This is a genomic window from Streptomyces sp. NPDC001056, assembly GCF_053598955.1.
Map to the genome: position 1 here is coordinate 40,845 of NZ_JBSFLI010000021.1, position 13,324 is coordinate 54,168.

At 73.6% G+C, this 13,324-nt stretch carries 16 protein-coding genes and 1 riboswitch; of the genes, 5 read left to right on the forward strand and 11 right to left on the reverse strand.

The window, feature by feature from the left end; translation table 11 throughout:
* Window positions 1-9 precede the first annotated feature (9 nt).
* The 5 genes from amaP to ACWDD7_RS24015 all read right to left on the reverse strand — a co-directional run bounded on the left by amaP (window position 10) and on the right by ACWDD7_RS24015 (window position 2,317).
* Complete coding sequence (gene amaP, locus ACWDD7_RS23995) at window positions 10-591, reverse strand: alkaline shock response membrane anchor protein AmaP (protein WP_450458856.1); 582 nt, start codon at window positions 589-591, stop codon at window positions 10-12.
* Window positions 592-600: 9 nt separating this feature from the next.
* On the reverse strand, window positions 601-1,206 hold the full coding sequence (locus ACWDD7_RS24000) for a DUF6286 domain-containing protein (RefSeq protein WP_450458857.1): 606 nt from the start codon (window positions 1,204-1,206) through the stop codon (window positions 601-603).
* Window positions 1,203-1,577 (reverse strand): Asp23/Gls24 family envelope stress response protein, encoded by a 375-nt coding sequence (locus ACWDD7_RS24005; protein WP_351865446.1) that lies wholly within the window; start codon window positions 1,575-1,577, stop codon window positions 1,203-1,205. The genes ACWDD7_RS24000 and ACWDD7_RS24005 overlap by 4 nt, the downstream gene beginning before the upstream one ends.
* Window positions 1,574-1,768: a hypothetical protein gene (locus tag ACWDD7_RS24010; protein WP_351865443.1), complete on the reverse strand. Its 195-nt coding sequence runs from the start codon at window positions 1,766-1,768 to the stop codon at window positions 1,574-1,576. Before ACWDD7_RS24010 ends, ACWDD7_RS24005 begins: the two co-directional genes overlap by 4 nt.
* A gap of 78 nt (window positions 1,769-1,846) precedes the next feature.
* A complete protein-coding gene (locus tag ACWDD7_RS24015; protein WP_450458858.1) occupies window positions 1,847-2,317 on the reverse strand; it encodes an Asp23/Gls24 family envelope stress response protein in 471 nt (156 codons plus the stop codon).
* 87 nt (window positions 2,318-2,404) lie between these two features.
* Between ACWDD7_RS24015 and ACWDD7_RS24020 the strand changes: the two genes are divergently transcribed.
* Window positions 2,405-3,115 (forward strand): nucleopolyhedrovirus P10 family protein, encoded by a 711-nt coding sequence (locus ACWDD7_RS24020; RefSeq protein WP_450458859.1) that lies wholly within the window; start codon window positions 2,405-2,407, stop codon window positions 3,113-3,115.
* Between the two features lie 13 nt (window positions 3,116-3,128).
* Here the strand turns inward: ACWDD7_RS24020 and ACWDD7_RS24025 are convergent, their stop codons facing one another.
* The 3 genes from ACWDD7_RS24025 to ACWDD7_RS24035 form a co-directional block, all read right to left on the reverse strand.
* Window positions 3,129-3,932: an enoyl-CoA hydratase/isomerase family protein gene (locus ACWDD7_RS24025; protein ID WP_450458860.1), complete on the reverse strand. Its 804-nt coding sequence runs from the start codon at window positions 3,930-3,932 to the stop codon at window positions 3,129-3,131.
* A 117-nt stretch (window positions 3,933-4,049) separates the two neighbouring features.
* The gene (locus ACWDD7_RS24030; RefSeq protein WP_004002281.1) at window positions 4,050-4,271 is read right to left on the reverse strand and encodes a helix-turn-helix domain-containing protein; all 222 of its coding nucleotides are present in this window, start codon (window positions 4,269-4,271) and stop codon (window positions 4,050-4,052) included.
* A 335-nt stretch (window positions 4,272-4,606) separates the two neighbouring features.
* Complete coding sequence (locus ACWDD7_RS24035) at window positions 4,607-6,205, reverse strand: ABC-F family ATP-binding cassette domain-containing protein (RefSeq protein ID WP_351865432.1); 1,599 nt, start codon at window positions 6,203-6,205, stop codon at window positions 4,607-4,609.
* A 187-nt stretch (window positions 6,206-6,392) separates the two neighbouring features.
* On the opposite strand from ACWDD7_RS24035, the gene ACWDD7_RS24040 reads away from it, so the two are divergent.
* On the forward strand, window positions 6,393-6,806 hold the full coding sequence (locus tag ACWDD7_RS24040) for a VOC family protein (protein ID WP_351865429.1): 414 nt from the start codon (window positions 6,393-6,395) through the stop codon (window positions 6,804-6,806).
* 15 nt (window positions 6,807-6,821) lie between these two features.
* On the opposite strand, the gene ACWDD7_RS24045 is transcribed toward ACWDD7_RS24040, so the two are convergent.
* The 3 genes from ACWDD7_RS24045 to ACWDD7_RS24055 all read right to left on the reverse strand — a co-directional run bounded on the left by ACWDD7_RS24045 (window position 6,822) and on the right by ACWDD7_RS24055 (window position 10,358).
* Window positions 6,822-8,240 (reverse strand): hypothetical protein, encoded by a 1,419-nt coding sequence (locus tag ACWDD7_RS24045; protein ID WP_351865426.1) that lies wholly within the window; start codon window positions 8,238-8,240, stop codon window positions 6,822-6,824.
* 180 nt (window positions 8,241-8,420) lie between these two features.
* Window positions 8,421-9,548, reverse strand: a complete 1,128-nt coding sequence (locus tag ACWDD7_RS24050; RefSeq protein WP_450458861.1) for an alpha/beta hydrolase — start codon at window positions 9,546-9,548, stop codon at window positions 8,421-8,423.
* Between the two features lie 129 nt (window positions 9,549-9,677).
* On the reverse strand, window positions 9,678-10,358 hold the full coding sequence (locus tag ACWDD7_RS24055; protein ID WP_392211434.1) for a class II aldolase/adducin family protein: 681 nt from the start codon (window positions 10,356-10,358) through the stop codon (window positions 9,678-9,680).
* A gap of 196 nt (window positions 10,359-10,554) precedes the next feature.
* On the opposite strand from ACWDD7_RS24055, the gene ACWDD7_RS24060 reads away from it, so the two are divergent.
* From ACWDD7_RS24060 to ACWDD7_RS24070, 3 genes are all read left to right on the forward strand, one after another.
* Complete coding sequence (locus ACWDD7_RS24060) at window positions 10,555-11,310, forward strand: lysozyme (protein WP_450458862.1); 756 nt, start codon at window positions 10,555-10,557, stop codon at window positions 11,308-11,310.
* Window positions 11,311-11,465: 155 nt separating this feature from the next.
* Entirely contained in the window at window positions 11,466-12,728 is a 1,263-nt protein-coding gene (locus ACWDD7_RS24065) for an anion permease (protein ID WP_450458863.1), read from the forward strand.
* A 32-nt stretch (window positions 12,729-12,760) separates the two neighbouring features.
* Complete coding sequence (locus ACWDD7_RS24070) at window positions 12,761-12,988, forward strand: hypothetical protein (RefSeq protein WP_351865414.1); 228 nt, start codon at window positions 12,761-12,763, stop codon at window positions 12,986-12,988.
* Between the two features lie 144 nt (window positions 12,989-13,132).
* A riboswitch (cobalamin riboswitch) is annotated at window positions 13,133-13,273 on the forward strand.
* The last annotated feature ends 51 nt before the right edge of the window (window positions 13,274-13,324 follow it).

The following is a 13,324-nucleotide window of genomic DNA, read 5'->3' on the forward strand; positions in this document are numbered from 1 at the left end:
TCGGACCCGTCAGACGACCCTCTCCGCCCGGTGTCCGACCGCGCGCACGCGGACCTCCGCCGGGAGGGAGGGCAGACCCGCCGACTCACGTGCGTGGGTCAGCGGTCCGTCGGTGAACTCGGCCAGGGCGGTCGACGGGGCGGCCTCGGGCTCCAGCCGGAGCCAGGCCCGCGCCCTGGGCCTCGTAGGGCGGCCCCCCAACAGGGCCTGCGCGTGGGCCACGCCGGATCCGGCGGTCGCCTCCTCGGCCAGGGCGCTCTCCAGTGCCCTGGCCCGCAGCACGGCCGAGGCGCCGTCGCCGGTGTCGACCCGGATCTCGGCGAGCCGGCGCCGGCGCAGGATCGCCGTCAGCCACCACAGGGCCAGCAGGACGAGCACGGTCAGCGCGGCGATGACGGCGGGCCACCACCATCGCGCGGCGCGGTAGCGGGTGCGCTCGGCGCGGCTGAGCAGGACGTCGTGCGGGCCGCCGTGGATCCACCAGGAGGGCGGCCGGACGCCGAGGCCGACGGCCAGCACCGCGCCGCCGACGGCGAGCAGCAGCAGGCCGGTCAGGGCCAGCAGCACACGATTGACTCCACCGGAACGCATCGCCGTCCGTCACCCCTTCCGCTCGGCCCGGCTCACCCGCAGGGCGAGCCGGGGCGGCCTGGTCAGACCGAGGCCGCGGATCGCCTCGGTGAGAGTGGTGTCCAGGTCGGCGCGTACGTCGCCCAGTTCACGGAAGTGCGAGACGGCGCGGACCGCGGCCCGTCCGCGGCGGATCCGCACCCGTACGGCCCGTACCCCGGACACGTCCATGGCCCGGTCGCGCAGCACCTGGGCCGCCGCGTCCCGCCTGAGCGCCGCGCGGACGTCCGGGTGCGGGCGGCGCATCGGCAGCAGGGCGCGCAGTCCCGGCGTGAGCGCGAGGGCGAGCAGCCACAGGCCGAGGGCGGCCGCGAGGGCCGCGCCGGCCAGCACCCAGGTGTCGTCCAGGGGCCGTTCGGCCAGCTGCCGGGCCAGGGCGCGGCGCCAGCGCATCCCGGGCCGGTGGGCGCGCACGGCGGCCACGTCGTAGAGCAGCAGGCCCGCGCCGGCCGCCAGCAGGACGGCGACGACGCCCGCGGGGATGCGGCGCGGCGACCAGAAGCGGCCGCTGGCGCCGGCGTCCACCGGGGCGCCGGCGGTCCTGTCGAGGGTCGTGGTGGCGTCCGTCCCGCTCATCGAGTCCTCCCGCCTGCGGCCGTCGGCGGGTGCAGGCGCTCGACCCGGACGGCGACCTCGGACACCTTCAGGTTCACCAACGCGCCTACCCGCTCGGTCACATGACGACGCACGGCGGCGCAGCGCGCGCCGATGTCGCAGGGGTAGGCGAGTTCGAGATGGACGCGGATCCGGGCGGTGTCCTGGTGCACGACCACCGTGGCGTGCGGCGCCCCGGCGTCGTCGGGCGGTGGACCCACCGCCTCCCGGGCGGCCTGCGCGGCGACCTTGGCCACGACCCGGTCGGCGATCCGGGTGGCGCCCCGCTCCCCCGGCGGTACCCGGGCGGGTGGGTGGCGCACCACCCCGGTCGCGGTGGTCACGGCGGTCACCGCCGCCGGTCGCGGCGCTCGTCGCGGGAGCGGAAGAAGTCGCCGGCGTCCAGGTCGCCCTCGGCGAACCGGCCGACCACGAACCCGACGGCCCCCAACGCCGCCACCAGCAGGAACGCGCCGAACCCGCCGAAGTACCCGGCGAAACCCAACGCCATTCCGGCGATCATGCCCACCAGGGCCATGCTCATGCAGCGCTCCTCAGCTCGTCAGGGGTGCGGGGTTGCGGGCGCGTCGAACGGTGTACGCCTCCGGGGCGTGCTGCCCGGTCACTGGATCCGGGGCTCCGGCTCCTCTTCCTCCTCCTCGGGCAGTTTGACGTCGCTGACCGCGATGTTGACCTCGACGACCTCCAGGCCGGTCATGCGTTCCACGGCGGCGACCACGTTCTCCCGCACGGCGCGCGCGACATCGCTGATGGAGACGCCGTAGTCCACCACGATCTCCAGGTCGAGGGCGGTCTGCACCTCCCCGACCTCGGCCTTCACCCCGCGGGTCACCGACTTGGAGCCGCCGGGCACCCGGTCGCGCACGGCGCCGAGGGTGCGCGCGAACCCGCCGCCCATCGCGTGCACACCGATCACGTCCCGGGCGGCCAGGCCGGCGATCTTCTCCACCACGCCGTCGGCGATGGTGGTCCGCCCGCGGGTGCCCGGGTCCCCGCTGCCACGCCGGACGGCCTTACGGGTCGACAGCTGCGGCTCGGCGCCGCCTTCAGGGGTCGTCGTCATGTCGGTCATCGCCGTACGTCCCTTTCGGTCGTCGTCCTTCGACCACCGTAAGCAAGGTTGCGCGACCGCGCGCCGGGGATGCGGCAGGCTGGAGGAATGACGGACGGGTGGACCCAGGTCGTACGACACCACGTAGGGCTCGGCAGACTGCTGCCGCTGGGAGGGCCGGGCGACGGCGCGTGGATCGCGGAGGACGCGGCGGTCGCGGCGCTGCGCCGTGCGGTGGCGGCGGGCATGCCCGGGGTACGGCTCGGCACGCTGCGGATCGCGCTCGCCGATCCCCTGCGGACGGCCGAACCCGTCGTGCCGGGCCCGCCGAGCGCGTTGCCGCCGGGTCCCCTGCGGGTGACGGCCGACTTCGCGGCGACCTCCGCCGAGCCGCTGCCGGAAACGGCCGCCCGTCTGCGGGAGAGCCTCGCGACGGCGGCGACCGAGCGCCTCGGCCTGGTGGTGACGGAGGTGGACCTGCGGGTCACCGACCTGCTGGAGGCGGAGGGCCGGGCCCCGGAGGTACGGCCGCCGCGGCCGCCGTCGGCCCGGGAGGCGACGGCCCCGGGTGAGGCCCGCGCGGCCGAGGCGGCGCTGTCCGTGGCCGGGGTCGTCCGCCTGACCGGTCCGGGCCGGGCGGTCCGCATCGAGGTACGCGCGGACGGCACGGCCGCCCTGGTCCACCGTCACGTGCGGGTGGACCTGGCCGCGGACGCGACCCACCGGACCGTTGAGGTGGCCCGGCGGGTGCGCGCGGCCGTACGGGACGCGTCGCAGGACAGGCCGACGGTGGCCGTCCTCGTCACGGCGGTGGGCTAGGACCCACGTCGGCTCATTCGCCGAGCCCGGCCAGGTCCCGCAGTCGACGCCCCTGAGCCGCCCGCTCGGCGGCACGCTGCTCGTCGTACGCACGGCCGGCCGCGCCCCGGAGCAGCGCCTTGGTCTCCACGACGGCATCCCGCGGCGCGGCCACCAGCGCGGCGACCAGGTCCCGCACGGCACCGTCGAGTTCGGCCGCCGGAACCGCGAGGTTCGCGAGGCCCGAGGCCACCGACTCCGCCGCGCCGACGAACCGCCCGGTCACGCAGATCTCCAGCGCGCGGGCATACCCGACCAGACCGACCAGCGGATGCGTGCCGGTCAGGTCGGGGACGAGGCCGAGGCTGGTCTCGCGCATGGCGAACTGCACGTCGTCCGCGACGACCCGCAGGTCGCAGGCGAGCGCCAGCTGGAACCCGGCACCGATGGCATGTCCTTGAACAGCGGCGACGGACACGATGTCATTGCGCCGCCACCAGGTGAACGCCTCCTGGTATTCGGCGATGGTCGCGTCGATCCCGGCGTCGTCACGGCGTGCGAGATCGATGAAGGTCGGCTCGCCCGGGATCCCCTCCGGGGTGAACATCTGCCGGTCCAGCCCGGCGGAGAAGGACTTGCCCTCGCCGCGCAGCACCACGACGCGGACGGAGCCCGGCAGCAGCCGGCCGGCCTCGGCGAGCGCCCGCCACAGAGCGGGACTCTGTACGTTGCGCTTGGCCGGGTTCGTCAGCGTCACCGTGGCGAGCGTGTCGTCGACGGTGAGCCGTACGCCGTCCTTGTCGAGTACAGGAGCGAGGTCCTGGTCGGGCGTGGCCATGGGGCGCCTCCGATGGGTGCGGTCAGCGAAGCTGAGCTAAGTGACTGCACAGTAACCACCCGGCCGGTCGGTTCGCCGACCGGGTGGCCACCATCGAAGCCGATGGGCCGCCCGGAGTCAGGACGAAGCGGCCTTCTTGCCCCGGGTCGCCCCGCCGCGCCCACGCAGCGTGACGCCCGACTCGCTGAGCATCCGGTGCACGAAGCCATACGAGCGGCCGGTCTCTTCGGCCAGTGCTCGGATGCTCGCACCGGAGTCGTACTTCTTCTTCAGGTCTGCCGCGAGCTTGTCGCGCGCGGCGCCGGTCACCCGGCTGCCCTTCTTCAGAGTCTCGGCCACCCGTGCCTCCTCATGGGAAGTGCGCTCTGGTCCCCTCATGATCACCCCTCCGGGGCGTGATGGCCACCCATTCGGCAAGGTCGGTGGGACATCGTTGTGACGACAGGAGCGGATACCCACAAGCGGAATGCCGTATTTCAGGGCTCGCCGCCGACAGGGCCGAACGGGTGGACCCGAGAAGTACCAGGTCAGGGACGTGCCACGGCCGATCCCTTGCTGGACAAGGAATCGGCCGGGAAATCGGTGTACGACACACCCTGATATGAGGAGATCTCACACAGATGATGGATCACGGCTCGGCCGAATGATCCATCATCAGTGGATCAGACTTTCGATCACGCCAGGGCGACGAGATCCGCGTAGTCGGAGCCCCACAGGTCCTCGACGCCGTCGGGCAGCAGGATGATCCGCTCGGGCTGGAGCGCCTCGACGGCACCCTCGTCGTGGGTGACGAGGACGACCGCGCCCTTGTAGGTGCGCAGGGCGCCGAGGATCTCCTCGCGGCTGGCCGGGTCGAGGTTGTTGGTCGGCTCGTCCAGCAGCAGCACGTTCGCGGAGGAGACCACCAGGGTCGCGAGCGCGAGGCGGGTCTTCTCGCCGCCGGACAGGACGCCCGCGGGCTTGTCGACGTCGTCGCCGGAGAACAGGAACGAGCCGAGCACCTTGCGTACCTCGACCAGGTCCATGTCGGGGGCGGCCGAGCGCATGTTCTCCAGGACCGTGCGCCCGGGGTCGAGGGTCTCGTGCTCCTGGGCGTAGTAGCCGAGCTTGAGTCCGTGACCGGGTACGACCTGGCCGGTGTCGGGCTGCTCGACGCCGCCGAGCAGGCGCAGCAGGGTCGTCTTGCCCGCGCCGTTGAGACCGAGGATGACGACCCGGGAGCCCTTGTCGATGGCGAGGTCGACGTCGGTGAAGATCTCCAGCGAGCCGTACGACTTCGACAGGCCCTCGGCCATCAGCGGGGTCCTGCCACAGGGTGCGGGCTCGGGGAAGCGGAGCTTCGCGACCTTGTCGGACTGGCGGACCGCCTCAAGACCGGAGAGCAGCTTGTCGGCGCGGCGGGCCATGTTCTGCGCGGCGACGGTCTTGGTGGCCTTCGCGCGCATCTTGTCGGCCTGCGCGTTCAGGGCGGCGGCCTTCTTCTCGGCGTTGGCCCGCTCGCGCTTGCGGCGCTTCTCGTCGGCCTCACGCTGCTGCTGGTAGAGCTTCCAGCCCATGTTGTAGACGTCGATCACGGAGCGGTTGGCGTCCAGGTAGAACACCTTGTTGACGACCGTCTCGACCAGGTCGACGTCGTGGGAGATCACGATGAAGCCGCCGCGGTAGGTCTTCAGGTAGTCCCGCAGCCAGATGATCGAGTCGGCGTCGAGGTGGTTGGTCGGCTCGTCGAGCAGCAGGGTGTCCGCGTCCGAGAACAGGATCCGGGCCAGCTCGATACGGCGGCGCTGACCGCCGGAGAGGGTGTGCAGCGGCTGGCCGAGCACCCGGTCGGGCAGGTTCAGCGCGGCGGCGATGGTGGCGGCCTCGGCCTCGGCGGCGTACCCGCCCTTGGTGAGGAACTCCGTCTCCTGACGCTCGTACTGCTTCATCGCCTTGTCGCGGGTGGTGCCCTTGCCGCTCGCGATCCGCTGCTCGTTCTCGCGCATCTTGCGCAGCAGCACGTCCAGGCCGCGCGCGGACAGGATGCGGTCGCGGGCGAGGACGTCCAGGTCGCCGGTGCGGGGGTCCTGCGGGAGGTAGCCGACCTCGCCGGAGCGGGTGATGGTGCCGGCCGCGGGGATGCCCTCGCCGGCCAGGCACTTGGTGAGGGTGGTCTTGCCGGCGCCGTTGCGGCCGACGAGACCGATGCGGTCACCCTTGGCCACGCGGAAGGTGGCGCTTTCGATGAGGATGCGGGCGCCGGCGCGCAGCTCGATTCCGGAAGCGGAGATCACGGACAGACTCCTGGGCGTACAGAGGTTGGCGGGTGGGCGGCTGAGGACGTTCCCGCCGTCTAATGCGCGAGGAGAATGGCCATGGGAGAAGTCTAACGGGGCCGTGCAAGCGGTTTTCCCGCGTCCGTGGTCCGTCCGCATCCCCCGCCGACGGGGCGGGGAGAACTCCTCGGGAGGAGTGATCTGTATGGCGGGAATGGGTGGAGGACGGCCGGGCATCTGCCCCACGCTGCTGTACGCGGACGCGAAGGCGGCGATCCGGCAGCTCACGGAGGGCCTCGGGTTCACCGAGCTGACGGTGTACGAGGCGGCCGACGGCAAGGTGCTGCACGCCGAGCTGGTCCAGGGCAACGGCGCGGTGATGATCGGCTCCAAGGGCCGCGGCGGGCCGTTCGACACGGCGATGGAGCACGCGGGGCCCGCCGGGGTCTACGTCGTGGTGGACGACGTGGACGCCCACCACCGGCGGGCCGTGGCGCACGGCGTGGAGATCCTCATGCCCCCGACGGACCAGGACTACGGCGCACGGGACTATCTGGCCCGGGACGTCGAGGGCAACATCTGGAGCTTCGGGACGTACGCGCCGGAGATCGGCGTCTGAGGCGTCCCGAGGCGCTCACCCGCCGGTGTGCACCTGGAACGCGGCCCGGCGCACGGCCTTGGCGAGGGCCGGGTCGGGGTGGGCGGCGGCGAGGGCGACCAGGACCTGCACGGTGCGCGGATGGCCGACCGCGCGGACCTCGTCGAGCAGCCGGGGCACGGTGGGCTGCACCGCGGACTCCAGGTGACGGACCAGCATCGGCGCCTCGCCGTGGTCGGCGACGGCCGCGGCGGTGTCCACCCACAGCCAGGTGGCCTCCTCGCGGGTGAGGACCTCGTGGGCGTCCTCCGGGTCGAGGCCGTCGTGCTCGGCGAGCCACAGCAGGGCGTACGGCCGCAGCGTCGGCTCGTCCACCACGGCGCGCACATCGGGCTCGGCGGGCGCGCCGACCACGCGCAGCGCCTCGAAGGCCAGCCCGCGCAGCAGGGCGTCCTCGCCGCGTGCGGCGTCGATCAGCTCGCTCACCGCGCTGCCGACGGTGCGGGCGGCGAGCCAGGCGCGGTACTCGGCGCGGGCCGCGTTGGGGCGCAGCTGGGCGCAGCCGCGCAGCATGTCCTCGGCGGACTGCTCGATGTTGCCGGCCGGGCTCTGCGCGGCCACGCAGATCTGCTCCAGCTTGACCCAGACCGCCCAGCTGCCCAGCGGGGTGAGGGTGGCCTGGCCGGCGTCGCAGGTCAGGGCGCCGACGCTGGCGAGGGCCTCCAGGGCCCAGTCGAGGAGCGGGGCGAGGGAGGCGGGCGGGGTGTCCGGGCTCCCGGCGGGCTCGGCGGCCTCGACGGGAGGCTCGGCGCCGGGCTCGTAGGTGACCTCGCAGCGTTCGGTGCGCAGCTCGGTGACCCGCTGCTGGAGCAGGTCGAGCAGCTGTTCGACCGGCACGGGTCCGGCGGACAGCTGGAGGAAGGAGAGCACCTGCGGCATGGCGGAGACGGCCTCCGCGACGGCGGCCGGCTCGTGCCCCTCGGGTTCGGGGAGGGCGAGCGACCAGGCGTCGAAGAGGGCGACCCAGCCGCGCAGCACGGCGCTGTCGTCGCGGTCCCAGGCGCGCAGCCGCCAGCCGGGGCGCGCGCTGTCACCGTGCACCTCGACCAGTCCGGCGAGGCGTGCGGTGTCCCAGTCGGCGCGGACCTGGTCGGGACTGAGCCCGAGGTCGGCGGAGGCGCGGTCGGCGGAGGCGGCGGAGAGGGTGGCCTTGCCGTCGGCGGTGGCGGCGTCACGGCCGGGGCCCAGGGCGTTGTCCGCCCAGCGGGCCACGCGGACCGCGCCGGCCAGCCCGGTGCGGGCCATTTTGGCCAGCTCGGCGGCGGCGGGGGTGCCCTCCGGCGGCCGGGGTGCGGGGCGGCGCGGGCGCCGCTGGTTCACAGCTCTGGGGGCGGCGGCCAGGGGCCGAGGTCGGACGAGTCGGAGCCTGGAGTCGCGCGGGATACGGGACGTCACAGGGGCAGTCTTCCGGTTGACGGTCCGAAAACCCAAACGGAATGTCACGGCGGGCTACGGGGCTGGCCAACGCACCGGGTTCCGCGGGTGGTCGGCAGGCGTGTTTCGGCCAACCGCACGGCCGCAAGCGGAACGCTCGCGCCCGCCCGGGGCGAGCCCGGTGCGCGCCGGCGTGCGCCGTCACATGAGCGGGGTCAGGAAACGCCGCAGCCGTTCCTCGTACGCCGGGGGGTCGGGGTTCCACATCGCCGCGTGCGGGGCGTTCGGCACGGTGTGCAGGGCGACGCGGTCGGGGCGGCGCGCGGCGAGCAGCCGGGAGAACTCCCAGGGAGCGACCCGGTCGCCGGGGCCGTGGATGATCAGGGCCGGCGCGGCGAGCCGCTCGGGGTCGGTGATCTCGGCGACCCGGCCGGCGCGCAGGCCGGCGCGGCCCTGGGCGGCCCGGACGGCGAGCGGCAGCAGCGGGGCGGGGACGTGCCGGGCGCGGGCGAGGGCGCGCAGCGTGGCCTCCCAGCTGAGCACCGGCGAGTCGAGGACCAGCCCGGCGACGCGGTCGCGCACGGGCGAGTACTCGGCGGCGCGCAGGGCCATGGTGGCGCCGGTGGACCAGCCGAGCAGGACGACGCGGCGGGCACCGAAGCGCACGGCGTAGCGGATCGCCGCGTCCACGTCGCGCCACTCGGTCTCACCGAGGTGGTTCAGGCCGTCCGCGGGGCGCGGGGCACCGAGGTCGCCGCGGTGGGCGAGGGCCAGAACCGGAAGGCGGCGCCCGTGCAGGAAGCCCATGACGTTCATGGCGTGCTCGCGGGTGGTGCCCAGGCCGTGCACGGCGATCACCCAGGTGTCCCGGTCGCCGGGCAGGAACCAGGCGGGCAGCGAGCCGAGTTCGCCGGGCACGTCCACGTCGACGTGGTCGAGGCCGAGGGCGGCGCGCGGGTCGCCGACGTACAGGTTGGGCGTGAGCCACACGGAGTCGCCGGGCGCGAGGGTGCCGTGCGTCACGCGGTCCAGGCGCCGTACGACGGTGTCGGCGGTGTGCCGGGCCGTCTCCAGCACGGGCCCCACGACCGCGTGCGAGCCGTCGCCCGCGAGGCCGTAGGTGCCGGGGCGAAGGGAGGCCAGGTCCCGGGTGAGGGCGATCTGCCCGGCCGCCGTGCCGTGCACGGTGAGGCGGGGCTCGGTGGGCAGCGGCCGGCCGCCGTTCGCCTTCAGCGCGACGTCGCTGGCGAGCCGCCCGGCGGCCACGGATGCCATCCCGGCGGCCACGACGGCGGTGACCGCCGCGGCGGTCGCTGTGAGGGGGCGCACGGGACCAGTGTCACGGGGTGCCGGTCGCCGGGCCAGTGGAGAGGCTGAGGGGGGTGACGGGGGTGGGAAGCGGGGCGAAAGACGAAGGGAAGGGGTCAGGTCGCGGATCGGGGAGCGGTGTGGCACGGGTCACCTCCGTTGGCCGTATCCCTTCAGGCGTTCCCCGACCTCGGCGAGTTGTGCCTCCGTCAGCAGAGACGGGGTCAGGTTCGGGACGGAGGAGGCGGTCAGCCACAGGCGGCACATCCACTCCAACTGGGCGGTGCGGTCGTAGGCCTGGTCGAGGGTGGCGCCGTAGGTGAGGGTGCCGTGGTTCTGCAGGAGGCAGCCGGAGCGGCCGGCGAGGGCGCGGAGCATGTGCTCGGCCAGTTCGTCGGTGCCATAGGCGGCGTACGGCGCGACGCGGACCGGTCCGCCGAGGGCGGCGGCCATGTAGTGGACCAGCGGCAGCTCGGGCACCAGCGTGGAGACCGCGGTGGCGTGCACGGCGTGGGTGTGGACGATCGCGCGGGCGTCGGTGGTGCGGTAGACGGCGAGGTGCATGGGCAGCTCGCTGGTCGGCACCAGGGAGCCGAGCACCTGACGGCCGGTGAGGTCCACGCCGGTGACGTCCGCCGGGGTGAGCCGGTCGTAGGGCACGCCCGACGGGGTGACCAGCACCACGTCGCCGACGCGCGCGGAGACGTTCCCGGAGGTGCCGACGACCAGCCCGTCGGCGACGCTCCGCCGCGCCGTCGCGACCAGTGCCGTCCATCGTTCCGCCACTTCCTCGCGCACTTCTCCACCCGTCTCCCGCAGCTCCGAGGTCATGCCGGCGATCCTGCCAGCGCGCGGTACACCACGCGGCCCCGCGCCGCACTTCTGTCCGAGTTCCCGGGCCCCCAAAAGGGTGCATATCACGCCAAACGCCACAAATCTGCGCCGATTCGGTGACCGCCGGCCCTTGAATGAGCCCTCCTTGCCCGCGAGGCGACCTGGTCGTCCGTCACCCCCGGGGAGTTGGCACATGGCCCGTGACCGCACCCACCTCCGCCGCCGCGCCGGTGCCCTCGCGGCGACCACCGCGGCGCTCGCCCTCACCTGCGCCGCCACCGCCTGGGCCGGCCCCCCGGACCGGGCCGGGAGCCGGCCCCGGGGGCACGACGTGTCGTCCCATCAGAAGAGCGTGGACTGGCCGGCCGCCCAGGCCGACGGGGCGCACTTCGTCTACGTCAAGGCGAGCGAGTCCACGAGCTACCACAACCCTTATTTCCACCAGCAGTACGACGGGGCACGCGACGCCGGCCTGGTCCGCGGCGCCTACCACTTCGCACTGCCGGACGAGTCCTCCGGCGCGAAGCAGGCCAGGTACTTCGTCGCGCACGGGGGGGGCTGGCGGGCCGACGGCTGGACCCTGCCGCCCGCGCTCGACATCGAGTACAACCCGTACAGCGCGGAGCACAAGTGCTACGGGCTGAGCAAGAAGCGCATGACGGACTGGATCTGGTCCTTCAGCAACGAGATCCTCCGCGAGACCGGCCGCCGCCCCGTGATCTACACCACGACCCAGTGGTGGCGGCTGTGCACCGGCGACAGCCACGCGTTCGCCTCCCGCCACCCCCTGTGGATCGCCCGTCACGGCACGTCGAAACCGGGGGCGCTGCCGGGCGGCTGGCAGTACTGGACCTTCTGGCAGTACGCCACGTCCGGCCGGCTGCCGGGTGACCAGAATCTCTTCAACGGCAGCTCCGGCGAGCTGCGGGCCTTCGCGGTGGGCTGGTAGCCCAAGGGGCGCCTTGGGGGCGTCCGGCCCGAAGGGGGGAAGCGGAGGCTCGCACCCCCGTTGCGGACACCCCTGCGCCCGCCCCAGTTCATCTTCCGTTCACCCAGGTTGCCTACGTTCATCCGGACAACGACCTCGAACGATTGCCTGGGTAAATGGAAAGCTTCTCGCTGATCCTCGCGATTGTGGTGGTAACCGCACTCGCGTTTGATTTCACGAACGGTTTCCACGACACCGCGAACGCGATGGCCACCACCATCTCCACAGGCGCGATGAAGCCGAAGCTCGCGGTAGCCATGTCCGCCACCCTCAACCTGGTGGGCGCCTTCCTCTCCGTGGAGGTCGCCAACACGATCTCCAAGGGTCTCGTCGACGAGAGCGGCATTCGTCCCGAGGTCATCTTCGCCGCCCTGGTCGGCGCGATCCTGTGGAACCTGCTGACCTGGCTGGTGGGCCTGCCCTCCAGTTCCTCGCACGCCCTGATGGGCGGCCTGATCGGCGCGGCCGTCGCCTCCGCCGGATTCGGCGCCGTGCACGGCGGGGTGCTGGTCACCAAGGTGCTGCTCCCCGCGGTCGCCGCGCCGCTCGTGGCGGGCGTCGCCTCGCTGGTGGCCACCCGGTTCTCCTACGGCATCGGCGGCAAGGCCGAGGGCGAGGCCACCCGCAAGGGTTACCGCGCCGGGCAGGTCGCCTCCGCCGGCCTCGTCTCCCTCGCGCACGGCACCAACGACGCGCAGAAGACGATGGGCGTCATCACCCTCGCGCTGATCGCGGGCGGCGCCATCGCCCCCGGTTCCAACCCTCCCGTCTGGGTGATCCTCTCCGCCGGCCTGGCCATCGCGCTCGGCACCTACATCGGCGGCTGGCGCATCATCCGCACCATGGGCACGGGCCTGACCGACCTGGAGCCCCGTCAGGGCTTCGCCGCGCAGACCAGCGCCGCGACCGCCATCCTGGCCTCCTCGCACCTCGGCTTCTCCCTCTCCACCACCCACGTCGTCTCCGGCGCGGTGATGGGCTCGGGTCTCGGCCGCAAGGGCGGGGTGGTCCGCTGGTCCACCGCGACCCGGATGACCCTCGCCTGGGTGCTCACCCTGCCGGCCGCCGCGCTGGTCGGTGCGGGCGCCGAGGCCGTCACCGAACTCGGTGCCTGGGGCACCGCCGTGGTCGCCGTCTTCCTGGTCGCCGCGAGCGCCTGGATCTACAAGCTGTCCCGCCGCGAGGTCATCGACCACACGAACGTCGTCGCCGACCCGGCCGAGGAGTCCTCCGGCGTGGTGACCACCGCCATCGCCGCGGTGACCCCGCCCCCGGCGGGCACCATCACCGAGGACCTCACGGCCACCATCCCGGCCCCGGCCCAGACCGCCGACCCGGCGGCCCCCGCCGCCTCGACGGCCCCGCCGGCCGCCGTCTGACCCCGAGCCCCGTTCACCAAGGAAGCATCCCCATGAAGATCGACTGGGCGGCCATCGGCTCCGTCTTCGGCGTCAGCCTCGCCTTCACGGTGGGCCTGGTGGTCCTGTTCACCCTCGGCGTCAACGGCCTGGCCCGGCGCGAGAAGGCCGCGGCCGAGGGCGGCTCCGCCCCACTCGCCGTCACCGGCGCCTACGTCTGCTTCGCGGCCTGCGCGGCGGCGGTGGCGTACGGCATCCTCCTGATCGTCTCCAAGTCCTGACCCCGGGGCCCCTCGGGGCCCCGCGCCACCCAGGCAGTTCCCGAAGGCTCCCCTCCGCCCGTGCGGCAGGGGGGCCTTCGGCGCGTCCGGCACCCCCGCGGTGTGGTGATCTGCACACTCCCGCAGGTCAACGGCAGGTTGACGGCCGTTCCGGGCGCGTGGTGGACTGCCCAGGCCATATACGGCGGCAGGAGAGGAAGCCGGTGCGAATCCGGCGCGGTCCCGCCACTGTCACCGGGGAAGAACCCCCGGGAGCCAGGAACTCTCGCCGCCGGATCACGTCGAACCAGGGCGCGGACACCCTGAGTGAGGACACATCGCCATGCTCGGCTGCCG